Source organism: uncultured Sphingomonas sp. (genome assembly GCF_964235535.1).
In the GTDB taxonomy this organism is placed as follows: domain Bacteria; phylum Pseudomonadota; class Alphaproteobacteria; order Sphingomonadales; family Sphingomonadaceae; genus Sphingomonas.
The window spans coordinates 1-26034 of the sequence record NZ_CAXSBH010000001.1; the positions used below are offsets into that span (position 1 = coordinate 1).

Consider the following 26034-nt stretch of genomic DNA (forward strand, 5'->3'; position numbering starts at 1 on the left):
CATCGAGCGCGTCGCGCATCTGATGTGCGAGCTCTATCTGCGCGCGCGGGGCATCAGGCTGACGGCGGAGGGCCATGTCGAACTGCCGCTGTCGCAGATCGTCCTGGCCGACGCGCTCGGCATGACGCCGGTCCACATGAACCGCGTGCTCAAAGACTTGCGGCTGGCGGGCGCGATGGCGCTCCGGCGCGGCAACCTCACCATCCTCGACGCGATCAAGCTCGTCCAGATCGCCGGGTTCGACGAGAACTACCTGCACCGCCGCGTGGGTCAGGGCAGCCCGGCCGCGCCCGGTTCCGAGGCGTCCACGCTCATGCTGGACCCCACACCCGACGAGGCGAGCTCGTAGCAGGTCGCCATCGTCGCAGCCGGTCGGTTTCGACGCCGACGGCGCACCCCGGCTTTTTGGGAAGCCGCGAGATGCCGCAAGGACGCGTCCGAACGCTAGTCCTAGAACCGGTAGGTCAACTCGGCGCGGCCGTTCGGGGGAAGCGTGACGGTCCAGGTGGCGACGCCGTCGGCGCGGGGGAGCGGGGTGCCTGTCGCATCGATGTCCCGGCCCGCTTCGCCGATGGGGAGTTCGAGCGTGACGGGGACCAGGTTCGCATTGGTGGCGGTGAGCGTCGCCTCGTGCCGGCCGACGCGGTGGTCGATCAGGACCTGGCGGCTTCGGCCGGCGGACAGGCGGATCGTCTCGCCCGCCGCGCGATCGGCGAGCGCGCCGGTGCCGAGCAGGAGGCGGCTACCCGTGTGGTCGGCATAGAGCGCGGTGGAGCCGGTCGGGAGCGCTAAGCCGAGGCCGCCCGCCTGGGTGTTGCGCAGGACGAGCACGATGTCGGTGGGTTCGACGGTCAGGGGGCGGCCGGGCTGGATGCGGAGCCGGTAGCGCCGCTCGAACGGGACGGCCGCGCGGGCGAGGAGCGCCACCTGCTTTTGCGCATGCGGGGCGACGGTGACGCGTTCGGGGACGCGGTAGAGCTTGAGGTCGCCCAGGTCCTCGGGCGGGGGCGGCGCTTCGGCGAGCGCGGGCGCGGCGACCGCTCGCGAAGCCGTGACGACGATGTCGCTGTCGTAGGAAGCCTCGTCCCGGCGCTCCAGCCCCTGCTCGAACCTCCGTTCGCGCAGGTCCGAGGTGGTGGTGCCGAGCGGGTAGCAGGTCAGCCGCAGCTCGCCCGCGAGGCGGATCACCTCGTCGAAGCCCGAGCGGTTGAGGCGGCCCGCGACCGCCTGCACCCGCGCGGCGGGAAAGGCCTGCGGATTGGCGTTGGCGAGCGTGAGCCACGCGAACAGGTCGAGCGTGCGGCCGTCCGGCGCGAGCGTCGCGACGTAGCTGGCACTCCAGTCGAAACCGGACGCCAGGTAGGACAGCGTGACGGTCGCGGTGCGCGCGATCGGGGTGTCGGTCGTGACGCTCAGCACGGGTTTGGCGGACAGCCCCGGCGGGACCGCGCCGTAGCTCAGCTTTTCGGGGAGGCCGGCGCAACCCAGCATCTCGATACCGGCTGCGGTGCGGAGCACGACGCCCGGCAGCGGGCCCGCGACGATCGTCGCCTCCTCGCTGCGGACGCGGCCGGTCGCGCGGTCGGTGCGCGTCAGCGTGACGACGCGGCCCAGCGTGCCGTCGACGAGCGAGGCGGGCGAGAGGAGGCGGGCGTCGCGGTTCTTCTCGGCCGTGCCGCCGGGCAGGCCGTCCACGATCGCGCTGACGGGGACGATGCCCTCGGCCACGCCCTCGAACCGGATCGTCGCGCGGCCGCGCGGCAGGCGGACCCGCCTGGTCTCGGTGACGAGCGCGAAGCCGCCGAGCCGGTCGAGGTCGATTCCCGCGGCGCGTGTGCGGTCCGGGTCGCGGTAGACGGTAACGGCGACCGTATCGGGCGCGGGGGAGGTGACGATCCCCTGCCCCGCCACCGTACCCGGCAGGCAGAGCGCCGCCAGCGCGAGGGCGCGCATCAATAGCGCGTGTCGAAGGTCGCGGTCACGACCGCCTCGCCGTTCGCGGGCACGGGCACCTGCCAGACGGTCGCGCCCGCGTCGCGGCGCGCGCTCCTGGCGGACTCGGACAGGATGCGCGTGTCGGTCCAGTCGAGGCCGGCCTGGACGAGCTCCACCGTCACCGGTGTGGGCCGGGCGTTGGTTAGCGTGTAGCGCATCGCGGTGCGCCAGCGGGTGTCGCCCAGCTTGGTACGCTGTTCGACCACCGGCCTGACCTTCACGTCGAAGGCGTCGCCGGTGCTCAGCGCGACCTGCGACCCTTGGGGCGTGTGGTCGATCCGGTTCTCGCCGGTGAATTGCGGCTGGCCGCGCGCGTCGCGGACATAAACGCGGACCGTCCCCGCCGGGAGCGCGTCGCCCAAGCCGGCCGCGCCCGAGTTGGCGAAGCGCAGCACGCTCGATGCCGAGCGCGGCTGGTCGGCGGTGCCGAGCCACCCGTTCTCGAACGAATAGCCCGAGCTCGCGCGCGCGCCCTTCACGTCGAGGAAGCTGACCTGCTTGGTTTGCTTGTCGGCGATCACGGTGCGTTCGGGGAGCGGGTAGAGGTAGAAGTCGCCGAGCTGCTCGCGGCCGGCGGTCTCGGTCCCGGCCTGGGTGATCCGGCCGCGCGGGCGGGGTCGCTGCGGACGATACTGGTTCCGGTCGCCGTCCTCGCTCGCCACCTCGCCGGCGACGAGCAGCGTGCGGGCGTTGGCAAACGTCGTCCCGCTCGTGTTGCGCAAAGTCACCCAGCCCTGGACGTCGATGACGCCCCGCGCCTGATCGAACAGCGCGACGTAATCCGCGCTCCAGCCGAGCCCGCGGCTGAGATAGGAGAGCGTCGCGGGGCGGGTGCCCGCGCGGGTGCTGGCGAGCGTCACCGACAGCGTCGGGCGCGCGCGGAGCGAGGCGGGGACGCGGTCGAAGATCGCGCGGACGGGCAGGCCATCGTCGCGCAGCACCTCGATCCGGCCGCCGACCTCCAGCACGACGCCGCCGTTGACCGCGAGCACCCGGGCGCGCTCGCGCGTCTCGACGCCGGTGGCGGGGTTGGTGCGGAGCAGCGTGATCGTCTCGCCCACCGCCTGCTCCATCAGACTTGACGGGCTGAGGAGGTCATAGTCGAAATTCTGCTCGACGATGGCCGCGTCGGCGACGGAGAGCGACACCGTCTCGGGCCGGATCGCGGCGCTGACGTCGGGCAGGTCCTGACGGACGCGGCCGGTCCCGAGCGCCAGCGGGCGCACATCCTGGATCAGCGCGACGTCGTTCGTGTAGATCGTCACGGACACATCGCCCTGCGCGCTCGGCGCGACCACGGGCGTCGGCGCGTCCTGCGCCGCCGCTGCGACGGGCAGCAACAGCGCCCAGCCCAAGATCCTCGCCCGCATACGCCTGCACTCCCCCGTCGCGCACGGATCATGCCCGGAGCGGCGGGCGGCGGCTAGTCCTTCGCGCTCCCGTCGATTACGTCGCGGACGCGCGCGGCGAGGTCGGCGTAGGTGAAGGGCTTGGTCAGGAGCTCGACCCCGGCATCGAGCCGGCCTTGATGGACGATCGCGTCGCGGGCGTAGCCGGTGGTGAACAGCACGGGCAGCCCGGGCCTGAGCACCCGCGCCTCCGCCGCCAGGTCCGCGCCCGTCAGGCCCCCGGGCAGCACCACGTCGGAGAAGAGCAGGTCCACCCGCCCCTCCGGCCGCGCCAGCAGCCGGAGCGCCGAGGGGCCGTCATGCGCCTCCAGCACGCGGTAGCCGAGCTCGCGCAGGCTATCGACCGAATAGGCGCGGACGTCGTCGTCGTCCTCGCACACCAGGATCACCTCCTCCGACGCGCCCTCGGGCACGATCGGCTCGGCCGCCTCGGTCTCCGGGGCCGCTTCGCCGATCAGGCGGGGGAGGTAGAGCTTGACGGTCGTGCCTTGGCCGACTTCCGAATAGATCGCCACGTGCCCGCCCGACTGTTTGGCGAAGCCGTACACCATCGACAGGCCGAGCCCGGTGCCGCGGCCGACCTCCTTGGTGGTGAAGAACGGCTCGAACACGCGGGCGGCGGTGGCGGCATCCATGCCCGACCCGGTGTCGGATACGCAGATCACGACATACTGGCCGGGCCTGACCTCGGCCTTGCCGGCGGTATAGGCGCGGTCGAGATGCGCGTTGGCGGTCTCGACCGTCAGCCGACCGCCTTCTTCCATCGCGTCGCGCGCGTTGACGGCCAGGTTCAGGAGCGCGTTCTCCAGCTGGTTGGGGTCCGCCTCCGCGCGCCACAGGCCCGACGCCAGCACCGTTTCCAGCCGAACCATCTCGCCGAGCGTGCGGTGGAGCAGTTCGGACATGTCGCCGACCAGCCGGTTGGCATCGATGGGCTTGGGGTCGAGCGGCTGGCGGCGTGAAAAGGCGAGGAGGCGTTGCGTCAGGATCGCCGCGCGCCTGGCCCCGGTCTGCGCGTTCTCGGCGGCGCGGCGCAGGCGCGGCTGGTCGTCGCGGAGACCACGCTGCAGCGTTTCGAGGTTGCCCGTAACGATCTGGAGCAGGTTGTTGAAATCGTGCGCAACGCCGCCCGTCAGCTGGCCGACGGTCTCCATCTTCTGACTCTGACGGAGCGCCTCCCGCGCGCGTTCCAGTTCCTCCTCGCGCGCGCGCTCGGCGGTGACGTCGCGGCCATAGGCATAGATCTGGTCGCCCTCGGGAGCCGCCACCCAGGATATGCGGCGCTCGCCCCCGTCCTTGGTGCGGTAGCTGTTCTCGAAGAGAGGCAGCACGTCGTTCCGCGCCTGATTCAGCGCCTCCTGGCTCGACGGCGCGGCCTCGGGCATGATGAAGTCGAAACACGACCGCCCGACGAGCTCGTCCTCGCGCCAGCCCAGGATAGCCGTGGTGGCCGGGTTGACCCGCAGGAACACGGCTTCTCGGTCGATCACGATGAACATGTCTCGCGCATTGCGCCAGACCCGGTCGAGATCGGCGACGGCGGACGCGACGCGGTCCTCGAGCTCGGTATTGAGGCGCTTGAGCGCCTCCTGCGCGCGGCGTTCGTCGTCGATGTCGACGACGACCACGATGCCGCCGGTGATCGCCCCGTCCTCGTCCCGCACCGCCGAGCCGACGATGCGCACCCAGACGCACCGGCCATCGCCGCGTTGGTAATGGCAGACCAGGTCGGGCAGCTCCTCACCCGCCAGCGCGCGGGCGAGCGGGTATTCGCGGCTTTCCACCCGGCGGCCGCCCGGGTGGAACGACACCCACTCGCCATAGCTGTCGGCGTCGCGCGAATGGAGGACCGGATGGCCCAGGATCTCCTCCGTCCGGGCATTGCCGTCATAGATGGCACCCCGGGCATCGGACAGGACGATGCCGACGGGCGCGGTGCCGACGACGGCGCGCAGCCGCGCCTCGCTCGCCCGGAGCGCCAGCTCGGCCTCCTTGCGCGCGGTCACGTCGCGGTAGAAGATCGCGAGTCCGTCCGCGACGGGAAAGGCGCGCATCTCCAGCCAGGCGGCGCGACCGTCTTCCCACAGATGGCGGTGCTCGAGACCCACCGGCCGCCGCTCGGTCATCGCCAGCTTGTATTGGCGACCAAGCTCGGACGCCTCCGACCCGGGATACGCCTCCCAATGCGTTTGCCCGAGCAACGCCTCGCGCGGCCGCGTCTCGAGCCGCATAGCCTCGGCGTTGAGGTCGAGGATGCGGAAATCCGGATCCAGCAGCGCGAAACCCTCGGCCATGCCGTCGAGCACGGCGCGCGACCGGTCGCGCTCGGCCCGAAGCGCTTCCTCGGCGGCGACCTGGCCGGCGACCTCGGTATTGACGCCGAACCAACGCGCGACGCGACCGGCGGCGTCGCGTACCGGCTGCGCGCGCGTCAGGAACGGACGGTAAGTGCCGTTCGCGCCGCGCAAGGGGAAGGTCATCTCGAACGGTTCGCCGCCCGAGACCGCCGCCGTCCACCGCTCCATCACACCGGAAAGCAGTTCCGGATGGTGGACGGCGGTCCAACCCCAACCCTCCATCTGGGCGGGCGTGGTGCCGCAGTAATCGTGCCAGCGACGATTGTACCAGACGATGTAGCCGTCGCCGTTCGCCACCCAGCACAATGTCGGCAACGCGTCGGCGAGCAGCCGGAACGTCACGTCGTCGACGTTCCCGGCGGACAGATCGGGCAACTCGTGCGGGAAACCGTCGGGAGCGACGTAATTCGGACTGGTGCTCATCGACCCTCTTCACCTGGTTGCAGCGGTTTAGCCCCGCGGGTTCGGACGCGCCATAGCCCCCGACCCCATCGTCGCCGGCGGTTCTTAGTGCAACGTTAACCGTTGAAGCCCTTAGTCGCGACGTGACCAGCTCGCCGTTATCCAGGAATTCGACCGCGCGGATCGTCCTCGATCTGCTGCGCGAGGAGGTGACCGCGTCGCGTCGGGATGCGGTCGCGGCGATGAAGCCGGCCATGTGGACTGAGGCGACGCGGGTCGGCGCCGACGGCCTCGATCTCGACAGCCTGGAGCGGCTGAGCGTCGCCGCCGCGCTCAACGAGTTCTTCCATCTGCATGAATACGGCGCGGAGGATTATCTGCTCGCGAGCCCGACGGTCGGCGAGTGGTGCGACGTGGTCGAGCAGTCGCTACGCGCGACCGGCACGCACCTGACCTTCCGTACATCGGGGTCGACCGGCACGCCCAAGCGCTGCACGCACCGCGTCGCCGATCTGCTGGCGGAGGCGGAGGCGTGGGCCGGGTATCTGGGTCTGCCCAAGCGGCTGATCGCGCTGGTGCCGAGCCACCATATCTACGGCACGCTGTTCACCGCCATCCTTCCCGACCTGGCCGGGTGTCCGGTCGAACGCGCGACCGGGGCGGACGCGGTCGCGCGCGCCGAGCCGGGGACGGTCGTGATCGCCACCCCGACCATGTGGGCGTATCTAGGGCGCTCGCTGCTCGCCTTTCCGCCGGGGGTGACCGGGATCAGCTCGACCGCGCCGATGCCCGCCCAGCTTGCGCACCGGCTGTGCGGGCAGCGGCTGGCGCGGCTGGTCGAGGTGTACGGATCGACCGAGACGGCCGGAATCGCGGTGCGCGACCGGCACGACGCACCGTTCCGGCTGCTGGATCGGTGGACCCGGACGAACGAGGGCGAGCTCGCCGGTGGTGGCGACGCGAAGGTCGGGGTGCCCGACCGCGTGGAGTGGCTCGACGACCGGCATTTCGGGCTGCGCGGGCGGATCGACGGCGCGGTGCAGATCGGCGGGGTGAACGTGTTACCGGACCGGGTGCGCGACGTGCTGCTCGCGCATGCGGGCGTGGCGGAGGCGGCGGTGCGGCTGGACGCCGATACCGGTCGGCTCAAGGCGTTCGTCGTGCCCGTGCGGGAAGGTGCCGGGGCGACGCTCGCGGGCGAGCTCGACCGCTGGTGCGGCGCGCGCGTCGCCGACGTGGAGCGCCCGCGCCGTATCGCGGTCGGGGCGGACCTGCCGCGGACCGCGACGGGCAAGCCCGCCGACTGGTGAGCGTCAGGCCGCGGGCTTGGCCCCAGCCTGATGGTCGGCCTGGCTCAACGTATTGAGCAGATCGCCTACGAGCGCGCGGTAATGCTGCGTGATCTGGTCGACGCGCAACTGAAGCCGGGCGATGCGGAGCGCGAGTTCGACCGGCGAGGACGCGATCTCGGCGACCTGGCGCGGCGGCGTGACGTCGCCCGCGGGATCGTAGCGCTCGAGATAGGCGACCGCGTCCTCCAGTTCGTCATGCTCTTGGACCCAGAACAGATCGAGCTCGTCGGCGGTCTTGTTGAACAGGCGGACATCGGTCAGATAGCTGCCGACCACGGTGCGGTGGACGTTGATTTCGTACCAGAACGGCAGCGACGGGGTGACGCCGCACACCGTCGCCAACGTCTCGCCGTTGAACGGCAGGGGCCGGCGACCGGTCCGCCGCAACGACCGGAGCGGCATGGCCAGCGCGACCAGTTCCTGGATGCGCGTCTGCGCCAGCCCGTCGAGATGCGGAAAACCCGACCGGTCGGTCCGGGCGGGGTCGCGGGGGTTCACGTTATGCATCGTCTTCGGTCTCCCCGGCGCGGGCGCGCCGTCGGTGCGTCGGAATGAGCGGCCGGGCTCAGCGCCCGCCGCCCGGATCAGATCACGTCGCGCGCGCGGGTCAGCGCGACCGATCGGAAAGCCTCCAGGCATTGCTGGAGGTGCAGCTCGCGCTCGGCGCTCGCCAGAACGATCTTGGCGAGGTTCTGCGTCTGCTCGTGATGCGAGCGGACCTGCATGTTCGAGTCGGCGAGCATGGTCAGGTCGGCGACCAGCGCGCGCAGTTGCCGCTCGCGTTCGCCGCCCTCGGCGACCATCTTGGCCAGCGCGACATACTGCGCCTGCAATTGCGCGGCGTCCTGTTCGACGGCGAACCCGTCGATGATACCGTCGGCTCCACCCATCATTTCCAGCTCCTCGGGCGAAAACAGGTCGGGATCGAAATCCCCTCCCCTGTCCAGCGGTGCCTCTTTCATGCGTTCTACTCCAGTACGACCGGCGGCTTAGACACGCTTGATGAAGATCCAGATACCGGAGGCGGCGTCGGCGGATTTCATGTGGATACGTACGTTGGTCGCGGTCATCTTATAGTCGAACTGGTAGTCGAACATCGTATTGATCTGGCCTTCGGCGACGGCCCGGAAGAAATGGTTGTAGAATATCTGTCCCTTGGCGCAGGGCGCGATGTCGTTGAAGAAGTTCTTGCCGACCACGTCGCCCACCGTCCGGCCGCTGATGCCCGATTCGACCTGGTTGAAGCGGAGCACGTCGCCCTGCTGGTTCACCAGGATCGCCCCGAACGGTAGCAGTTCGGCGCGCGACGGATCGCTTGCCAGCCTGTTTTCCAGATCGTCCGAACCGAATTTGATCACTTCCATGGTCGTCGCTTTCCCTACCGATGGACGCGGGGGCGGAATCGGGCTCGCCGCGGTCGACTGTTCTATGGCCGCCGATTCCTCAAATTTCGCCTAACGCGATCCTAACCGGCGGCAATCGCGGGACAACGCGATGTTAACCACGACCGCGCATCAGTCCGGTCCGTAATGACGGACCGGAGAGACGCGCGATGGCGGAGATAGCGAACCCGGTCGCGGCGGCGTCGCCGGTCGTCCTGTTCGGCGACCCGGACCGGCCCGTGACGCCGGCCGATGTCGAGGCGGTCGCGTGCGGCGCCGCGCTCGCCGAGCTTCACGATGAGAGCATCGCTCGTGCAGCGCGGTCGGAAGCGCTGGTGGCGCGCATGGTCAGCGATCGGCGTGCGATCTACGGCGTCACCACCGGCTTCGGCCCGCTCGCGGACAACCAGATCGACCCGGCCCGCGGCGAGCTGCTCCAGCGCCGCCTCGTCCAGCATCTGGCGACGGGCGTCGGCGCGCCTTTCCCGCCAGTCGAGGCGCGCGCGATCGTCGCGTCCAGGCTGGCGACGCTCGCGCGCGGCATGTCGGCGGTCAGACCCGACCTGCTGCGCTGGATGGTCGATTTCCTCAATGCCGGGCTGGCGCCGGTCATGCCCGAAAAAGGCACGGTGGGCGCGAGCGGCGACCTGACGCCCCTGTCGCACATGGCGCTGGCCTTCATGGGCGAGGGCGCGTGCTGGCGGGACGGCTCGCCCGCGCCCTCGGCCGGGATCCTCGTCGCCGCGGGACTGGCGCCGGTCACTCTCGCCTACAAGGAGGGGCTGGCGCTCGTCAACGGCACCTCGGCGATGGCAGGGGTGGCGGCGCTCAACGGAGTGCGCGCGCGCCGGCTGGTCCGCGCCGCCGCGCTCCTGACCGTCGCCTATGCCGAAATACTGGGCGGGCACCGCGCCGCCTGGCACCCGCTGACCGCCGTGGCGCGCCCGCATCCGGGCCAGCGCCGCGCGGCCGCGCTGCTGTGGGCGCTGACCGACGACGCGCCGCGCCTCGTCCCCTTCCGGCCGATGCCGGGGCCGATCGCCACAGAGATCGACGCGAGCGGCGTGGCGCACGACCGGGAGCTGCCGCAGGACGCCTACAGCATCCGCTGCGCCCCCCAGGCGCTGGGCGCGGTCGACGACATGCTGGTGCATCACGACGGCGTGGTCGGGATCGAGCTGTCGGCGGTGACGGACAATCCCATCGTTTTTACGGACGCCGATGATGAGGGGGAAGTGCTGCTGCACGCCGGCAACTTCTTCGGGCAGCATGTCAGCTTCGCGTCCGACAACCTGCACAACGCCGTGGCGATGCTGGGCGTCTGGAGCGAACGGCAGATCGCGCGCGTGACCGACGTGTCGCTCAATCGCGGGCTGCCGCCGTTCCTTCAGGGTAACGCGACTGGCCTAAACAGCGGCTTCATGGGGGCGCAGGTGACCGCCTCGGCGCTCGTGGCCGAGCTCCGGACGAAGTCGGTCCCCGCCTCGATCCAGTCGGTGCCGACCAACGCCAACAACCAGGATGTGGTGACGATGGGCACCATCGCCGCCCGTCGCGCGCGCGACGCGGTGGCGGACGTGGGGCGCATCCTGGCGATCGAGGCGCTGTGCCTGGCGCAGGCGATCGACCTGCGCTCGGCCGCCGACCCCGCTCGCTTCAGCGAGGCCGCGCTGGCGGTGCGCGCGGCGGTGCGCGGGACGAGCTCGTTTCTCCATGACGACCGCCCGCTCTCGGGCGAGATCGAGGCGCTGGCCGACCGGCTGATCGACGGCCGGTTCGAGACGGCGGTGCGCGTCGGCGCGGTCGGGGAGCGGCTGGATGCGTTCTGACGGGAGCCGCTCCTGATCGCCCGGATATGCGCCGCGCTCGACCTCCTGTGCCAATAGACGGAGGTGCCGGGCGGCGTGCGACAGGCGGTCGCCATACCGAACGACCTGTCGACCGGCGCGGCCGCTGCGGCGTGTCGAGTTAGCGGTGATTTATATCAATGCAGGGTTTCACGCCCTTTTAAGCTCATGAGCCTATCGACAAGCCCGATCGACCGATCGCGATGAAGGGCCCGAACCGTTGTATAGCGACAATCCCGACCGCTGGACCGCCGCTTCCGCCGCGACGCCGGCCGATAGCGCCCCGACGCGCGACGCCGGCGACGAGCGGCTCGACCGCGTCGCGCGTACCGTCGCGGCGGTCACGGGGTGCGACATCGTCATGATCTATCGCCGGGGCGCGAACGGCCTGACACTCGCCGCCGGATCAGGGCCCGCGCGTTTGGCGGCCGACCGGTTCGACGACGCTTGGCGCGGCGGGAGCGACTTCGTGCAGTTCGCCGCCGATCCGGCGACACCGGGCGCGTTGGCCGAACTGGGTTTGTCCGGTCGCCTGACCGACATCCCCGCTTGCTTCGCCGCCGCCGCGCGCATGACCGGCGACGGCCCTGGAGACCGCGCCGACCGGGGCGTACTGGTGGTGGGCAACCGCGGCCCCCGCGCGCTCCTCAACGCCGCCGAGTCCTATCTGCTGCGCGCGCATGCCGAACAGGTCGCGGCCGTGTTCGAGCTGCAGGACGCCCAGCGCCAGATCGCGGGCCAGCCCGACCACCTCGCCTCGATCGAGCGCCTGCGCCTGCTGGAGACCGTCGCCACCCACGCGCGCGACTCGATCATCATCACCGAGGCCGAGCCGACCGACATGCCGGGGCCCCGCATCCTGTTCTGCAACGAGGCGTTCACGCGCACCACCGGCTACACGTCCGAGGAGGTACTCGGCCGCACCCCGCGCATCCTGCAAGGCCCCAAGACCGATCCGGTGATCCGCGCCAAGCTGCGGGCCGCCTTCGCCGCGTGGGAGCCCGTCTCGGTCGAACTGGTCAATTACAGGAAGGACGGCACGGAATTCTGGGTCGAGCTGTCGATCGTGCCGGTCGCCGACGAGCGCGGCTGGTACACGCACTGGGTGTCGGTCCAGCGCGACGTTACCGAGCGCCGCGAGGCGCACGAGCTGAGCGCGCGCATCCGCGTCGCCGAGGAGGAGAAAGCGGAGCTGGCGGGCGAGATCCGCGAGCGCCGCCGCGTCGAGGAGGAGCTGCTCTACACCGCCTTCCACGACAACCTGACGCGCCTGCGCAACCGGGCTTATTTCATGCAGCGGCTGGACAGCGTGGTGTCGCGCGCGGGCAGCTCATTCACCGGCTGCGCGGTGCTGTTCCTCGATCTCGACCGGTTCAAGGTCGTCAACGACAGCCTGGGGCATCAGGCGGGCGACATGCTGTTGAAGGAGATATCCCGCCGCCTGAAGACCTGCGCACGCCCCCAGGACACGCTGGCGCGCCTGGGCGGTGACGAGTTCGCGCTGCTGATCGAGGACGTACCCGACGATTCGGTGCCGATCCAGGTCGCCCGGCGGATGCTCGACGCGTTGCGCGCACCCGTCCGCATCGGGCGGCAGGAAGTGTTCCCGTCCTGCAGCATCGGCGTCGTTCATTCCGCCGACCCCGGCCTGCACCCCGAAGCGCTGATCCGCGACGCCGACATCGCCATGTATGTCGCCAAGCGCGCGGGCTACGGCGAATATTCCGTCTACGACGATTCGATGCACGCGGAGGCGACCGCCGCACTGGAGCTGCAGACCGACCTTCAGCTGGCGATCGAGCGCGGCGAGTTCGAGGTCGCATACCAGCCGATCGTCGACCCTCAATACGGCCGCATCAAGAGTTTCGAGGCGCTGATCCGCTGGCGTCACCCGACGCGCGGGCTGATCCCGCCGATCGCCTTCGTGCCCGTCGCCGAGGAGATCGGGCTCATCCGCCAGATCGACCGCTGGGTCATGCGCGAGGCCTGCGCGCAGCTCGCCCGCTGGCGCGAGCGGTTTCCGGACGGCGATCTGGGCATGGCGGTGAACACCTCGGCGAGCGAATTCGACGACCCCGAATTCCTAGCGCTGCTCCGGTCCACGCTGGCCGAGCACGGCCTGCCGCCGCGCGCGCTGCAGCTGGAGATCACCGAATCAATCTTTCTCGATCCCGATCCGCGCATCGCGGGCATCATCGCCGACGTCCGCGCGCACGGCGTGCGCGTCGGGCTCGATGATTTCGGCACGGGCTATTCATCGCTGAGCTACCTGAACCGCTATCCGACGGACACCATCAAGATCGACAAGTCGTTCATCGAGGGGTTGTGCTCCGACGACCGGACGCTGGCGATCGTCCTGCTGATCATCCAGCTCGCGGGGACGCTGGGCGTCGATGTCGTCGCGGAGGGCGTGGAGACGGAGGAGCAGGCGCAGCTGCTGGCCTCGATGAGCTGCAGCCATGCGCAAGGATACTACTTCGCGCGGCCGATGAGCGCCGCCGACATCACCGCGACCCTCACCCGGTCGCTGCATCTGGCCGGCGACCCGCCCGCACTCGCGGCCTGAAGAATTTGGATGCCCCGCGAGGATTCGAACCTCGATTAACGGAGTCAGAGTCCGTAGTCTTACCTTTAGACGACAGGGCAGCGCCGCGAGGCGTCTAGGACGCGGGCCCGGGGCTGTCAACGCGTGCCCCTGCCTCCCCGCGCGCGCCGCTTGTGGCGACGACGCCGAGCCGCTAGCTAGGCGACAGGCACCGAGCGGGCGCGCCATGCGGCCGTGACGGAAGAACAGAACTGGATCAGCGCGGCATGGGGGACGTTCCCGACCTGCCGTACCGGCAGGCCTCACCGGCGGGTGGCGCGCCCGCCCGTTCGGTCCCAACCTTCCCCGGCTGCGCCGGGGCCGGCCGAGGCCAGCCGCGCCACTTCGCGGCGCTCGATCTGGGCACCAACAACTGTCGGTTGCTGATCGCCCGCCCGCAAGGTTCGGGTTTCGCGGTCGTCGACGCGTTTTCGCGCATCGTGCGGCTGGGCGAGGGGCTCGCGGCGACGGGGCGGCTGAGCGACGAGGCGGTGGAGCGCACGATCGCGGCGCTGCGCGTCTGCGCGGACAAGTTGCGTCGCCGCAACGTCCTCCTCGCGCGGTCGGTCGCGACCGAGGCATGCCGGCGCGCGGTCAACGGCGCGGACTTCATCGAACGCGCGCACGCCGAAACCGGCATCCGCCTGGACATCATCTCCGCCGAGGAGGAAGCGCGTCTCGCCGTGCTCGGCTGCCACGCCCTGCTGGAGCCGGGCGACGGTCCCGCTTTGGTGTTCGACATCGGCGGCGGGTCGACCGAGCTGGTGCTGATCGACACGCGCCATTCGCCGCCGCGCGTGGTCGACTGGCATTCCGCGCCGTGGGGCGTCGTCTCGCTGACCGAACATGCGGGCGGCGGCCAGGACGCGCCCGCGCGGGCCACGTCCTATGCGCGAATGCGGGCGCTCGTGGCCGAGAGCATGGCCCCGTTCGCGGGGCGGCTTCCCGCCGATCCGGTCAGGCCACGGCTGATGGGCACCAGCGGCACGGTGACGACTCTCGCTTCGGTCCATCTGGGGCTCGACCGGTACGACCGCGCAGCGGTGGACGGGCTCATCGTTCCGACCGAAGCCATGCGCGACATCAGCCTCAAGCTGTCGGATATGGCAATGGCCGACCGCGCCCGCTTTCCATGCATCGGCACCGAGCGCGCCGACCTCGTTGTCGCGGGCTGCGCTATTTTGGAGACGATCATGGATCTGTGGCCCGCCGAGCGGCTGGGCATCGCCGACCGGGGCATCCGCGAGGGCATCCTGCGCCGCCTGATGGGGAATGTGAACCCGTGAGCAGGGGCGGTTCCGGTGGGCGCACCCGCGTGAAGACGGCGCGCAGCCGGACCGCGCAGTCGACGCGCTGGCTCGAGCGGCAGCTGAACGACCCTTATGTCCGCCGCGCGCGGGCCGAGGGATACCGCAGCCGCGCGGCGTACAAGCTGCTCGAGCTCGACGAGCGGTTCGCGTTCCTGAAAGGCGTACGCCGCGTCGTCGATCTGGGCATCGCACCCGGCGGGTGGAGCCAGGTGGTGCGCAAGCTCGTGCCCCAGGCGACGGTGGTGGGGATCGACCTGCTGCCCGTCGACCCGATCGACGGGGTGACGATCCTTCAGCTCGACTTCATGGCCGAGAACGCGCCGCGCCTGCTGGAGGAAGCGCTGGGCGGACCCGCAGATCTGGTGCTGTCGGACATGGCGGCGAACACGGTCGGCCACCCTCAGACCGATCACCTGCGCACCATGGCGCTGGTCGAGACGGGCATGGCGTTCGCGGCGGACATCCTGCGGCCGGGAGGCGCGTATGTGGCCAAGGTGCTGGCGGGGGGCGCGGATCACGACCTGGTGGCGGAATTGAAGCGACTGTTCGTCACGGTGAAGCATGCGAAGCCGCCGGCCAGTCGGAAGGAGAGTTCGGAGTGGTACGTCATTGCTCAGGGTCGGAAAGCTGCGCTTTCCGACCCTGAGCAATGACGCGGCCGGCGGGTCGGCCTGGCTAGGCCGAACCCGTTCGACGTTAAACGGCGGCTTTGCCGTCGTTCGTTCTGGAAAACTTCTTCGTGCAGCAAAGCGACGTGGCGACCGAAGAAGTCACACCATGAGGCAGCGCCGCGGCAAAGCCGCGTCGTCGGTCGTAGCGTGCGCTACGCCGGCCGGGCTTGTGCGAGTCAGCCGGACGTAGCCGGCTGCCGCCCTGCGCCTTACTCGTAATCCCCACCCAAATTCTGGTTCCTGGGCGGAGCCGCAGCCGTCAACCGCAAAGCCTCCGCCGAGTCCGACAGCGAACCCACAGCGTCCGCCTCATCGTCGTCGTCCACCTGCACGCGCTGCAGGCCGCTGATGACCGACTCTTCCAGATGATCCGGCCGCACCAGCTCGTCGGCGATCTCGCGGAGCGCGACGACCGGGTTTTTGTCGCGGTCGCGGTCGAGGAGCAGCTCCGCCCCGCCCGAGATCTGCCGCGCGCGCTGGGCGGCGAACAGCACCAGGTCGAAACGGTTGGGGATCTTGTCGACGCAATCCTCGACGGTGACGCGCGCCATGGACGATGTCCTTGCATGATGACGATGGAGGTAAGCCGAGCGCGGTACCGGCGGCGGGGCGTCAAGTCAAGAAAACCGCCCGTGCCGCCACTCGGGCGGCGACTTGGGCGGCCGCGCCGAGTTCTGCTAGACGATGCAGGTGAACGCGCTCGCGCCCTCCCCGATCGACGCGACGGCTACCGATGAGTCGCCCGTCCAACCATGCTTCGCGGTCGGCGACGACCGGCTGACGCTGCTCGACACCGGGCCGCGCCGGTTCGCGGCGATGCTCGAGTTGATCGGGAACGCCCGGCGGTCGCTTCGGCTGCTCTATTACATCTATGCCGACGATGCGTCGGGACGGCGGATCAAGGAGGCGCTGATCGCGGCCGCCGGACGGGGCGTCACCGTCAGCGTCGTCCTCGACGGCTTCGGTTGCGACGCGCCCGCCGACTTCTTTGCGGGGCTGACGGATGCGGGGGCGTCGGTATGCCGGTTCGAGCCGCGCTGGGGGCGGCGCTTCCTGCTGCGCAACCACCAGAAGCTGGCGCTCGCCGACGCCGAAACGGCGGATGCGCGCATCATCGTCGGCGGGTTCAACATCGCGGACGACTATTTCGGCGGGGAGGCCGACGGCGCGTGGCGCGATTTGGGCCTGCTTGTCGAGGGACCGACCGCAGCGCGGCTGCAGGGCTATTTCGATGCGCTGGGCGAATGGGTCCGCGATCCTCGCCCGCTCCTGCGCCGACTCAACCGCACGCTCAAGCAATGGAGCGAGCCGGAGGGTCGGACGCGGTGGCTGATCGGCGGACCGATGCGCCGCCTGAGCCCCTGGGCGCGCGCGGTCCGGGCGGACATGCGGCGCGCGGCGCGGATCGACATGGTCGCAGGCTATTTCACCCCGAGCCCGACCATGCTCCGCCATCTGAGCCGCGCGGGCCGGCGCGGGCGGGAGGTGCGGATCGTGACGGCCGCGCGGTCGGACAACACCGCCACCATCGCGGCGGCGCGCTTCACCTATGCGGGGCTGCTGCGGAAGGGCGTGCGCATCTTCGAATACGGACCCGCCAAGCTGCACACCAAGCTCTACGCGATCGACGACATCGTCCATATCGGCTCGGCCAATTTCGATATGCGCAGCCTGTTCATCAATCTCGAGCTGATGCTGCGTGTCGACGACCCCGCCTTCGCCACCCACGTCCACACTTATGTCGATAGCGAGATCGCGCGGTCGGAGGCGATCACGGTGGACGACCACCGGGCGCGCACGGGGGTGGTCACGCGGGTGCGGCAGTTCCTGGCTTACATCATGGTGGGAGTCGTGGACCCGGGCGTGTCGCGGGGGATCAATCTGGGGCCGAGCTGACGGCCCCGTCCAATCGGCGGGTTCAGCGCAGCCTCTGTCCGCGCCGTATGTTGAACGCGACCCACGCCGTCGAGGTAAGCACGACGAACCAGATGCCGGCACCGGGGACGACCTGCGCGATGCCGAAGGCGATCAGCGCGATGGCGGCAGCGACCAGAACATAGACGCACGTCGGAAACATGGCGGCGACTCCCTAACCTTGGATTTGTGCAGATACGCCTGTTGCGTAGACCGGGCAAGCCGGCAACGGCAAAGCCGCCGCTGGACGTCGGACGAGTCGCTGCGCGCCCGCCGGCCGTGCCGGGCGTTGCGCTTCGCGCACCGGGTCGGGCGTGGCCGACCCTACGCCCGTCAGGCCTTGTGACCCCAGTAAAGTTGTGCCGGCGGCACGTTCCACCACTCGATGTCGTGGTCGATCCGCTCGAAATGCGGGTTCAGGTACGTCCTGACCTTGGGCGAATATTGATACACCAGGAACGCGCCGCCGACGCGTAGGACCCGGTGCGTCGCCGCCGCGATCTCCGGCCCGACGCCCGCGGGCAATGTCGAAAACGGCAGTCCGGACAGCACATAGTCCGCATGATCGAACCCGTGATCGCGCACGATCGCCTCCACGTCGGCCGCCGAACCCAGTACCGCCGAAAAGCGGCTGTCCGGGATGACGTGCCGCAGATAGCGAACGAAATCCTCGTTGGTGTCGATCGCGATCAGCGTGGCGTCGGGTGCCATCCGCTCCAGGATCGGGCGGCAGAAGGTGCCGACGCCCGGGCCGTATTCGACGAACAGCTTGCACGCCGACCAGTCGACCGGATCCAGCATCCGCGCGATCAGCCGATCGGACGACGGGATGATCGACCCCACCATCACCGGATGTTTCAGGAAACCCTGGAAGAACATCTGCCACGGCGAGGGCACGCCGGCTTCCTTGAGCGCGCGGCGCGCGGCGGCGGTCGAACTGGGCATCGAACTCCTATTCCCCAAACGTGAGGGCGACCCGTCCCGTCGCATGGAACGCGCGCCCCGTGCAAGCGAGCCGGGATGCAAGCGAAGGGACGAACGCCGCGCGCCCGCGAAGGGTTGCGCGCCTTTCTCCGGTCCCTATGCGGGTTTCCATGCCCGAGGACCGAAGCGGCGCGGTCGCCGTGATCTTCCTGAATACCCGGACCGCTGACGACGCGGACGGCTACGCGGCGGCGGCCACCGCGATGGATACGCTCGCCGCCCGACAGCCGGGCTATCTCGGGATGGACAGCGCGCGCGGCGGCGACGGCTTCGGGATAACAGTGAGCTACTGGGCCGACGAACCCGCCGCGCTCGCCTGGCGCGACCATCCCGACCACGCCGCGATCCGGGGTCGCGGGCGCGCTTTGTGGTATACCGACTACCGTGTCGACGTGACCCGGATCGAGCGCAGCTATGCCTGGCATCGACCATGACGGCGCGGATCGACCGGCGGTTCCTGATCCTGTTCACGGTCATGCTCACCATCGCGGCGGGCAACACCGCGCTGCAGTCGGTGCTGCCAGCGCTCGGCCGGTCGCTCGGCGTCGCCGACGCGGCCGTCGCGGCGGCGTTCTCGGTCTCGGCGCTGTTGTGGGTGATCGCCGCGCCCTATTGGGCCAACCGGTCGGACCGGAGCGGCCGGCGCGCGATGATCCTGCTCGGCATGACCGGCTTCACCATATCGCTGCTCCTGTGCGGCGTGTTCCTGACGGCGGGGATCAACGGCTGGATCGGCGGCACGGCGGCGTTCGGGCTCTTCATCGCCGGGCGGCTGATCTACGGCGCGCTCGGCGCGGCCGCGCCCCCGGCGGTGCAGGCGCTCGTCGCCGGGTCGACCACCACCGACGAGCGGACCAAGGCGCTCACCCTCCTCGCCTCCGCATTCGGGCTGGGCACCATCGTCGGCCCGGCGATCGCGCCCTATCTGGTGCTGGGGGCGGTCGGCGGCGTCGAGATCGGGCTGGCCGGCCCCGCCTTCATGGGCGCGGTGTTCGGGGCGGGCATGATCGTCGCGGTCTGGCGCATCCTGCCCGACGACAGCCTGCCCGCCCGGCAAGGGCGCGGCACGATGAGCGCCTATCCGTCGATCGGCGGCGGTCCCACCGGCGCGACGGTCGCGGCGTCGTTGGGCCGCGACGCTCCCACGCCCGAGCCGGTCGGCTACCTCGACCCACGCATTCGCGGCTGGATGATCACCGGGCTGGTGATGGGCCACGCCCAGGCGATCGGCGGCCAAGCGATCGGCTTCCTCGTCATCGACCGGTTGAACCTGCCCCCGATCGAGGCGCTGGAGCCGACCGGCCTCGTCCTGATCATGGGGTCGGGCGCGGCGCTGCTCGCGCAATGGGGAATCATCCCGCTCCTGAACTTGCAACCACGTCAGCTGGTGCTGAGCGGCCTCGCGCTCGCGGCGGTCGGATCGGTGCTGACGGGGTTTGCGACCTCGCTCTACGGCATCGCCACCGCGTTTGCGCTCGCGTGCCTGGGCTTCGGCTTCGTCCGCCCCGGCTTCACCGCGGGGTCGAGCCTAGCGGTCGGGGCCGAGGCGCAAGGCTCGGTCGCGGGCAAGGTCACGAGCGTCAACGGCGCGAGCTTCGTGCTGGGGCCAAGTATCGGGGTCGGGCTGTACGCGGCAAACCACACGCTGCCGTACTTGGTGGCCGGCGCAGGATGCGCGGTGCTGATCGTCTATGCCTGGCGGGTGCTGCGCTGATCTCGACGAAGGCTGGCGACCCTAGCCCGTCACCCCGGACTTGTTCCGGGGTCCATCGTCGTACGGACTCCCACATGACCGGGTTCGCGCAACGATGGATGCCGTAACAAGTCCGGCATGACGGATAAGGTGTGAAGCCTACGCTACTCCGCGGCGCGCGGCGGGAAGGCGAAGCCGATCGGCTGCGCGGACGCGGCATCCTGCTTCAGGCGGCTCGCCATCTGTTCGTAATCGCGCTCCATCTCCGGCGTGACGCTCGCGCGCGACTCCAGCAGCGCGGCCTCGAAGTCGGCCATCAGCACCTCCTCCGATGACAGCGACCGCCTGAGCGCGATCAGGCCCGATCGGCGCACCACGTCTTCCAGGTCCGCGCCCGTGAACCGGTCGGTCCGCCGGGCGACTTCCTCGAGGTCCACGCCCTCCGCCAGCGGCATCTTGCCCGTCTGGATCGCCAGGATGCGCGCGCGGCCCTGCATGTCCGGCACGCCGACATAGACCAGCTCGTCGAACCGCCCCGGTCGAAGCAACGCCGGATCGATCAGGTTCGGCCGGTTGGTCGCGCCAATCACCACCACCGCCTGCAGCTCCTCCAGCCCGTCCATCTCGGCCAAAATGGTGTTGACGACGCGCTCGGTCACCTGCGGCTCGCCCATCCCGCCGCCGCGCGCGGGGACCAGGCTGTCGAGCTCGTCGAAGAAGATCACGGTCGGCGCGACCTGGCGCGCGCGCTGGAACAGCCGGGCGATCTGCTGCTCGCTCTCGCCGTACCATTTGGACAGAAGGTCCGACGATTTGGTGGCAATGAAGTTCGCCTCCGCCTCGCGCGCGACCGCCTTGGCCAGCAGCGTCTTGCCGGTCCCGGGCGGGCCGTAGAGCAGGAACCCCTTGGCGGGCCGGATGCCGAGCCTGCGGAATGCGCCGGGGTCCTTCAGCGGCAGCTCCACGCCCTCCTTGAGCCGCATCTGCGCCGCGTCGAGCCCGCCGACATCCTCCCACCGGACACGCGGGGCCTCCACCATCACCTCACGCATCGCGCTCGGCTGCACGCGCTTGAGCGCCCCCAGGAAGTCGTCGCGCGTGACCGACAGCTGGTCGAGCACCTCGGGCGGGATCGTCCGATCCTCCAGGTTCAGCATCGGCATGATCCGCCGCACCGCCTCGATCGCCGCCTCGCGCGTCAACGCCGCCAGATCCGCGCCGACGAAGCCGTATGTCGTGCGCGACAGCTCGTCGAGATCGACATCGTCGGTCAGCGGCATGCCGCGCGCGTGTATCCCCAGGATTTCGCGCCGCCCGCGTTCGTCTGGGACGCCCACGACGATTTCGCGGTCGAACCGGCCCGGCCGCCGGAGCGCCTCGTCGATCGCTTCCGGCCGGTTGGTCGCCGCGATCACCACTAGGTTCGCGCGCGCCTCAAGCCCATCCATGAGCGTCAACAGCTGCGCGACGAGCCGCTTCTCCGCCTCGCCCGACACCTGGCCGCGCTTGGGGGCGATCGAGTCGATCTCGTCGATGAACACGATCGATGGTGCGTTCTTGGCCGCGTTCTCGAATACCTCGCGCAACTGACCCTCGGACTGGCCGTAGGCCGATCCCATGATCTCGGGCCCGTTGATCAGGAAGAACTGCGCGTCCGACTCGTTGGCCACCGCGCGCGCCAGCCTGGTCTTGCCGGTCCCCGGCGGCCCGTGCAGCAGCACGCCCTTGGGCGGATCGACGCCCAGCCGCTGGAACAGCTCGGGATAGCGGAGCGGCAGCTCGACCATCTCGCGCAGCTGGTCGATCGTCGGCCCCATGCCGCCGATATCATCGTAGGTGACGTCGGCGCGGCGCGCGGCCTGCGGCTCCTCATATTCGGTGCGCAGCTCCACCTCGGTATTCTCGTCGATATGCACGACGCCCTTGGGCGCGGCGGACACGACGAGCAGCCTGATCTCCTGAAGCGCGTAGGCGGGCTGGTTGACGAACCGGCGGACGCCCGGGTCCATCTGGTCGACGCGCTGGTGCCCGGCGGTCGCGACGATGTCGCCGCCCACCAGCGGCCGGCCGAGGAAAGTGCGCTTGAGCGCGACCGTCGATCCCTGGAGCCGCAGATTCTGCTGCGCGGGCGCGAACACCACGCGCGTCGCGGGCTTCGACTCCGCTTTCCTGATCTCGACGAAATCGCCCGATCCGACACCCGCATTCGCGCGCTGGAGCCCGTCGATGCGCAGCAGATCGAGCCCTTCATCCTCCTGGTAGGGATAGACGGCGCGCGCGGGCGTCGTCTTCTTGCCGACGATCTCGATCGTGTCGCCCTCGGCCAGCTGCAGCGCCGCCATCAGCGCGCGCGGCAGGTGCGCCAGACCTCGGCCTGAGTCCTCGGGCCGCGCATTGGCGACCTGGATGCGCCGAGGTTCGGAGTCCGCCATGATGAGATACGCGCCTTTCCGGATTGCATCGTGGAAGCGCGCGAGGGGGGAAGCCGGTTCCCGGGCCACGAACTCGATCGGAAACGAAAAAAAGGCCGGTCCCCGAAGAGGCCGGCCTGGAAAGTTATTAGGAGAGGATGCCTGAAAGGCACTCAATAAATGCGTGGCCGTTAAAAATGTTGCAAGTGCGAAATGCCGTGAATACGATTGCGCTTACTGCAATCGCCGGCCAGCACCGGCTCTGTGTGATCGTTATCACCTCAGGAGGGGTTCAGTATGCGCAGGCTGCCGCCGCTAGGGGCGATCGAGGCGTTCGTCGCGGTCGCGCGCACCGGCTCGGTCAAGGCCGCCGCGACCGAGCTTGCGCTCTCGCCGCCCGCGCTCAGCCGCCGTATCCAGACGTTGGAGCGGTTCATCGGCCGCCCTCTATTCGACCGGCGGCACCAGGCGACGGTGCCCAACGGCGACGGCGAGCGGCTGCTTGCCCAGATCGCGCCGGTGCTCGATCAGATGTCCGACGCGGTCGAGGCGATGACCACCGGGACCGAGGTGCTCCGAGTCCGGCTCGGCGTCCTGCCGCTGTTCGCGTCGCAGCGGCTGTTCCCGCGTCTGGGCGAGCTTCGGCGCGAGCATCCCGAACTCCATCTCGACATCGATACCGCCAGCCATCCGATGATTCGCCTCGGCGACGGGCTCGACGTCGCCATCGCGCTGGCTCGTGAGATCGACCCGATGCTCTACGCGCACCGGCTCGATCGCAACCGCGTGTTCGTGATCGGCGGCCGCGCGCTCGTGGAAGGAGCAACGCCGCTGACCGATCCGGCGCAGCTTCGCCAAGTGACGGCGCTGATTCACCGCGACATGCCCGACACCTTCGCGACCTGGCGGCACGCGGCCGGGATCGACGCCGTCGAGCCGCTGGCGGTGGATCAGTTCGACTCCGGCGCATTGATGCTGGAGGCCGCGGCGCAGGGGTTAGGCGTCGCTTTCATGCACGAATCGCACTATCAGGATGCGCACGATCCCCGCCTCGTCCGGCTGTTCGATATCGAGGTGGAGAGCCCCTATAGCTACTGGTTCGTCTGCCGTCCGCGCGCGCTGCGAACGCGTCCGGTCAAGCTGTTCCACGATTGGCTGATCCGCACGCTGGCGGGCGGGTAAACGGGTTTACCGCCCGCGATGATTTCACGTCGCGAGCCGTTTGTTTCATGTTATCTGCCGAAATCGGGGAGGGTTAGCCGAATGGCGACCGCATGGAGCGATGACGGCGACGCGCTGATCGCGTCGATCCAGCGCAGCCCGTTCGCGGCGGTGATCAGCGATCCGCGATTGCCTGCCAATCCCATCATCGCCGCCAACCCGTCCTTCTGCGAGTTGACAGGTTATCCACCTGACGAGATCATCGGTCGCAACTGCAAGTTCCTGGCGGGTGCTGCGACCGAGCCCTGGCTGACCGAGCGGATCGGCGACGGCATCCGCCGCCGCCAGCCCGTGCTGGTCGAGATCCTGAATTACAAACGCGACCGGACACCGTTCCGCAACGCCGTTCTCGTCGCGCCGATCTTCGAAGCCGACGGCACTTTGCGCTATTTCGTCGGATCGCAGGTGGAACTGCCGCCCGGCGGCGAAAGCTCCTTCTCGCGCCGCGACTGCGCGGTGGCGATGGTCAAGACGCTATCCCCGCGCCAGCGCCAGATCCTCGAAAGGATCGCCGCCGGCGATCGGACGAAGGTGATCGCCTGGTACCTTCGCCTGAGCGAGAAGACCGTGAAGATGCACCGCACGTTGCTGCTCAGGAAATTGAACGGTGCAAGCACCGCCGAGGCCATCCGGATCGCGGTCGAGGCCGGGCTTTAGAAGTCCCTCCACCGCGACAGGATGGCGGGTGCAGCCATGTGCGGTACGGTCAGGATCGACAGCGTCATGAAGCTCGCCGCGACCACCCGCGCGGCCAGGTCCGCGCGCGTCTCGAGCGCGAACAGCCCGGCGGCGATCCCGAGCGCCGCGAGCGTCAGCGCTCCGACGATCGGCGAGTACCTACGCGGCCCGGCGCGCGCCAGATCGCCCCACGCCTCGCGCAGGTGGCGCGGCGAGTGGTGGACGCAAAAGAACAGCGCGAACCCGGTCACGGGCGGCAGCGCGGTCATCGCGGCGAGCGTCGCCGCGGTGACCGCGGCCTGGGGCCGCCGCCCGGTCGTCCACAGCCGCAGGGTCGCTACCCCGCCGACGGCCAGGCCGATGGGCGATATCATCAGCATCATATCGGCGATCGACCCTGCCCGTTCCACGCCGCTAAGCGCGACGAACAACGCGGCCAGCTCGGACCGGTGCGCCAGCGCGGGCGCGGTGAGCAGCGCAACTGCCGCGCCTTGCGCCAGGAAAGACTGATCGACCTCCCGCCAATCCTCGGCGAAATGAAGTGCCGCGGTCAGCAGGAAGGCGATCAGCGCCGCAAGCGGGGCCACGCGCCACAGCGCGTACATCGCGGCGGCGAAACCGAGATAAAGCAACAATAGGACGGGCATGGAGACCCGCCCGCGCTCACGCTTGATCAACTCCAGATCGAGCGTACCGTGCGGCAGGCCGACCAGCAGCAGCGCGAAACACCCGACCGTCGTCGCGGCGTCGCTAGCCAGCATCCCGCCGAGCGCGTGGATGCAGAGCAGCGACGCCGCCAGCGCCGTGTAGATGGACGCGTGCGCCGGGGTACAACGATAACCGGACGGCTCCGCAACGCCCGCCTGCGAACGACCGGGGGCGGGACGATCGAAACCGCCCCGCCCCGTCGTCGCCGAGGTCGCGACCCTCGGCACCCGCCGTCCTTAGTGTCGCGCCATAGCAGCGGCCTCTTGCGGCGGATAATTGCCCTCGACATCGCCATATTCGGCCACCGACTTGCGCCTGGCGATCAGGAAGATGAGCACGCCCACGCCCGCCTTGGCGATGATATCGGCGACCGTGTAGCCGATCTGGAGCGCCGTCTCGACATTGGGCCCCTCGAACGAGGTGAAGGGGATCATATAGACTATCGGGTAGAAGCCCCACGACGCGAAGGTCAGCCAGCGCGCGTTGTTGATCAGGTTCCGCGCGCTCTCCGGCTGGCGCTTGATCGCGGCGCCCAGGCCGACGAACAGCTCATAGACGATGTAGAGGAACGGGATCGTCGACAGGGTGCCCCACAGGACGCGGGTACCCGTGTCGGTCGCGACCTCGCCCGGATAGCCCAGGATGATCATCAGCGCGGCCGCCAGCCCGAGCCGGGTAGCCTTGCTGTACGTCTCCTCGGACGACAGGCGCATTACCAGCACCAGCTCGATCAGGAGCAGCGGCACCGTCAACAGCCAGTCGACATAACGGTACGCGTCGTTGAACGCGTTGCCTGTGCCGGTGACGGTGGTGCCCGACACTTCGTAGGCGGCCTGCCAGCTCTCGAAGATGCGCAGATAGTGATAGGCGGCGATCGCGGTCACCAGCCCGGAGATGACGAGCGCGGTGCGGTACGGGGGCGCGACCTCCGATTTGCTCAGCCACAGGAACAATGTCGTGGCCGCCATCGTGGCGAACGTGAACGAAAACGCGTTGTAGACAAAGAAATACTGCGCGGCGGATATCGTCTGCGACTGGTCCATGGTGTCTCCCCTGGAATGGTACCGGGAAGCTAGGCCCATGGAGCCGGGGGCGGGATACGGTATTTATGCCGTA

The 26034-nt window shown here is 69.6% G+C and carries 23 protein-coding genes and 1 tRNA gene; 11 read left to right on the top strand and 13 right to left on the bottom strand.

The genetic code is table 11. The features are described 5' to 3' along the window. A partial coding sequence (locus ACFE7F_RS00005) for a Crp/Fnr family transcriptional regulator (protein WP_375401782.1) occupies nt 1-349 on the top strand: 349 nt, incomplete at its 5' end. A 101-nt stretch (nt 350-450) separates the two neighbouring features. Here ACFE7F_RS00005 and ACFE7F_RS00010 read toward each other — a convergent pair. The 3 genes from ACFE7F_RS00010 to ACFE7F_RS00020 are packed head-to-tail and all read right to left on the bottom strand — an operon-like array spanning nt 451 to nt 6184. Next, nucleotides 451-1953, bottom strand: a complete 1503-nt coding sequence (locus tag ACFE7F_RS00010; protein ID WP_375401783.1) for a DUF4139 domain-containing protein — start codon at nt 1951-1953, stop codon at nt 451-453. Then, on the bottom strand, nt 1953-3365 hold the full coding sequence (locus ACFE7F_RS00015; RefSeq protein WP_375401784.1) for a DUF4139 domain-containing protein: 1413 nt from the start codon (nt 3363-3365) through the stop codon (nt 1953-1955). Before ACFE7F_RS00015 ends, ACFE7F_RS00010 begins: the two co-directional genes overlap by 1 nt. Before the next feature lie 53 nt (nt 3366-3418). Further along, nucleotides 3419-6184 (bottom strand): PAS domain S-box protein, encoded by a 2766-nt coding sequence (locus ACFE7F_RS00020; protein WP_375401785.1) that lies wholly within the window; start codon nt 6182-6184, stop codon nt 3419-3421. A 122-nt stretch (nt 6185-6306) separates the two neighbouring features. Between ACFE7F_RS00020 and pcl the strand changes: the two genes are divergently transcribed. After that, nucleotides 6307-7473 (top strand): 4-coumarate--CoA ligase, encoded by a 1167-nt coding sequence (pcl, locus tag ACFE7F_RS00025; RefSeq protein ID WP_375401786.1) that lies wholly within the window; start codon nt 6307-6309, stop codon nt 7471-7473. Nucleotides 7474-7476: 3 nt separating this feature from the next. On the opposite strand, the gene ACFE7F_RS00030 is transcribed toward pcl, so the two are convergent. The 3 genes from ACFE7F_RS00030 to pyp all read right to left on the bottom strand — a co-directional run bounded on the left by ACFE7F_RS00030 (nt 7477) and on the right by pyp (nt 8879). Next, nucleotides 7477-8013, bottom strand: coding sequence for a hypothetical protein (locus ACFE7F_RS00030; RefSeq protein ID WP_375401787.1), 537 nt, complete (start codon nt 8011-8013; stop codon nt 7477-7479). 86 nt (nt 8014-8099) lie between these two features. Then, complete coding sequence (locus ACFE7F_RS00035) at nt 8100-8477, bottom strand: hypothetical protein (protein WP_375401788.1); 378 nt, start codon at nt 8475-8477, stop codon at nt 8100-8102. A 27-nt stretch (nt 8478-8504) separates the two neighbouring features. Continuing rightward, on the bottom strand, nt 8505-8879 hold the full coding sequence (gene pyp, locus ACFE7F_RS00040) for a photoactive yellow protein (protein ID WP_375401789.1): 375 nt from the start codon (nt 8877-8879) through the stop codon (nt 8505-8507). A gap of 188 nt (nt 8880-9067) precedes the next feature. Here pyp and hutH point away from each other — a divergent pair, with 188 nt between their 5' ends. Further along, on the top strand, nt 9068-10726 hold the full coding sequence (hutH, locus tag ACFE7F_RS00045; protein ID WP_375401790.1) for a histidine ammonia-lyase: 1659 nt from the start codon (nt 9068-9070) through the stop codon (nt 10724-10726). A gap of 238 nt (nt 10727-10964) precedes the next feature. Continuing rightward, the gene (locus tag ACFE7F_RS00050; protein WP_375401791.1) at nt 10965-13310 is read left to right on the top strand and encodes a putative bifunctional diguanylate cyclase/phosphodiesterase; all 2346 of its coding nucleotides are present in this window, start codon (nt 10965-10967) and stop codon (nt 13308-13310) included. 6 nt (nt 13311-13316) lie between these two features. Here ACFE7F_RS00050 and ACFE7F_RS00055 read toward each other — a convergent pair. Next, a tRNA-Gln gene (locus ACFE7F_RS00055) sits at nt 13317-13390 on the bottom strand. A gap of 165 nt (nt 13391-13555) precedes the next feature. On the opposite strand from ACFE7F_RS00055, the gene ACFE7F_RS00060 reads away from it, so the two are divergent. Both ACFE7F_RS00060 and ACFE7F_RS00065 read left to right on the top strand, forming a co-directional pair. Beyond that, nucleotides 13556-14614, top strand: a complete 1059-nt coding sequence (locus ACFE7F_RS00060) for a Ppx/GppA phosphatase family protein (RefSeq protein WP_375401792.1) — start codon at nt 13556-13558, stop codon at nt 14612-14614. Then, nucleotides 14611-15291: an RlmE family RNA methyltransferase gene (locus tag ACFE7F_RS00065; protein ID WP_375401793.1), complete on the top strand. Its 681-nt coding sequence runs from the start codon at nt 14611-14613 to the stop codon at nt 15289-15291. Before ACFE7F_RS00060 ends, ACFE7F_RS00065 begins: the two co-directional genes overlap by 4 nt. Before the next feature lie 227 nt (nt 15292-15518). Here ACFE7F_RS00065 and rpoZ read toward each other — a convergent pair whose 3' ends face one another. Further along, the gene (rpoZ, locus tag ACFE7F_RS00070) at nt 15519-15860 is read right to left on the bottom strand and encodes a DNA-directed RNA polymerase subunit omega (RefSeq protein WP_375401794.1); all 342 of its coding nucleotides are present in this window, start codon (nt 15858-15860) and stop codon (nt 15519-15521) included. Nucleotides 15861-15993: 133 nt separating this feature from the next. Between rpoZ and ACFE7F_RS00075 the strand changes: the two genes are divergently transcribed. After that, nucleotides 15994-17205, top strand: a complete 1212-nt coding sequence (locus ACFE7F_RS00075) for a phosphatidylserine/phosphatidylglycerophosphate/cardiolipin synthase family protein (RefSeq protein WP_375401795.1) — start codon at nt 15994-15996, stop codon at nt 17203-17205. A gap of 22 nt (nt 17206-17227) precedes the next feature. Here ACFE7F_RS00075 and ACFE7F_RS00080 read toward each other — a convergent pair whose 3' ends face one another. Together ACFE7F_RS00080 and ACFE7F_RS00085 are read right to left on the bottom strand one after the other, a co-directional pair. Beyond that, entirely contained in the window at nt 17228-17386 is a 159-nt protein-coding gene (locus ACFE7F_RS00080) for a hypothetical protein (RefSeq protein WP_375401796.1), read from the bottom strand. A gap of 170 nt (nt 17387-17556) precedes the next feature. Continuing rightward, complete coding sequence (locus tag ACFE7F_RS00085; RefSeq protein ID WP_375401797.1) at nt 17557-18168, bottom strand: class I SAM-dependent methyltransferase; 612 nt, start codon at nt 18166-18168, stop codon at nt 17557-17559. 149 nt (nt 18169-18317) lie between these two features. Here ACFE7F_RS00085 and ACFE7F_RS00090 point away from each other — a divergent pair, with 149 nt between their 5' ends. Both ACFE7F_RS00090 and ACFE7F_RS00095 read left to right on the top strand, forming a co-directional pair. Then, entirely contained in the window at nt 18318-18641 is a 324-nt protein-coding gene (locus ACFE7F_RS00090) for an antibiotic biosynthesis monooxygenase family protein (RefSeq protein WP_375401798.1), read from the top strand. Further along, the gene (locus ACFE7F_RS00095) at nt 18638-19921 is read left to right on the top strand and encodes an MFS transporter (RefSeq protein ID WP_375401799.1); all 1284 of its coding nucleotides are present in this window, start codon (nt 18638-18640) and stop codon (nt 19919-19921) included. Before ACFE7F_RS00090 ends, ACFE7F_RS00095 begins: the two co-directional genes overlap by 4 nt. A 143-nt stretch (nt 19922-20064) precedes the next feature. Here ACFE7F_RS00095 and ACFE7F_RS00100 read toward each other — a convergent pair whose 3' ends face one another. Beyond that, complete coding sequence (locus tag ACFE7F_RS00100) at nt 20065-22332, bottom strand: CDC48 family AAA ATPase (protein WP_375401800.1); 2268 nt, start codon at nt 22330-22332, stop codon at nt 20065-20067. Between the two features lie 276 nt (nt 22333-22608). Between ACFE7F_RS00100 and ACFE7F_RS00105 the strand changes: the two genes are divergently transcribed. Continuing rightward, nucleotides 22609-23493: a LysR substrate-binding domain-containing protein gene (locus tag ACFE7F_RS00105; protein WP_375401801.1), complete on the top strand. Its 885-nt coding sequence runs from the start codon at nt 22609-22611 to the stop codon at nt 23491-23493. Nucleotides 23494-23574: 81 nt separating this feature from the next. After that, nucleotides 23575-24189 carry a LuxR C-terminal-related transcriptional regulator gene (locus ACFE7F_RS00110; protein ID WP_375401802.1) on the top strand — a complete coding sequence of 205 codons (615 nt, stop codon included), beginning with the start codon at nt 23575-23577 and terminating at the stop codon, nt 24187-24189. On the opposite strand, the gene ACFE7F_RS00115 is transcribed toward ACFE7F_RS00110, so the two are convergent. Next, nucleotides 24186-25145 carry a Brp/Blh family beta-carotene 15,15'-dioxygenase gene (locus ACFE7F_RS00115; protein WP_375401803.1) on the bottom strand — a complete coding sequence of 320 codons (960 nt, stop codon included), beginning with the start codon at nt 25143-25145 and terminating at the stop codon, nt 24186-24188. The two genes, ACFE7F_RS00110 and ACFE7F_RS00115, sit on opposite strands and share 4 nt — an antisense overlap. Before the next feature lie 9 nt (nt 25146-25154). Next, entirely contained in the window at nt 25155-25961 is an 807-nt protein-coding gene (locus tag ACFE7F_RS00120) for a bacteriorhodopsin-like (RefSeq protein WP_375401804.1), read from the bottom strand. Nucleotides 25962-26034 lie beyond the last annotated feature (73 nt).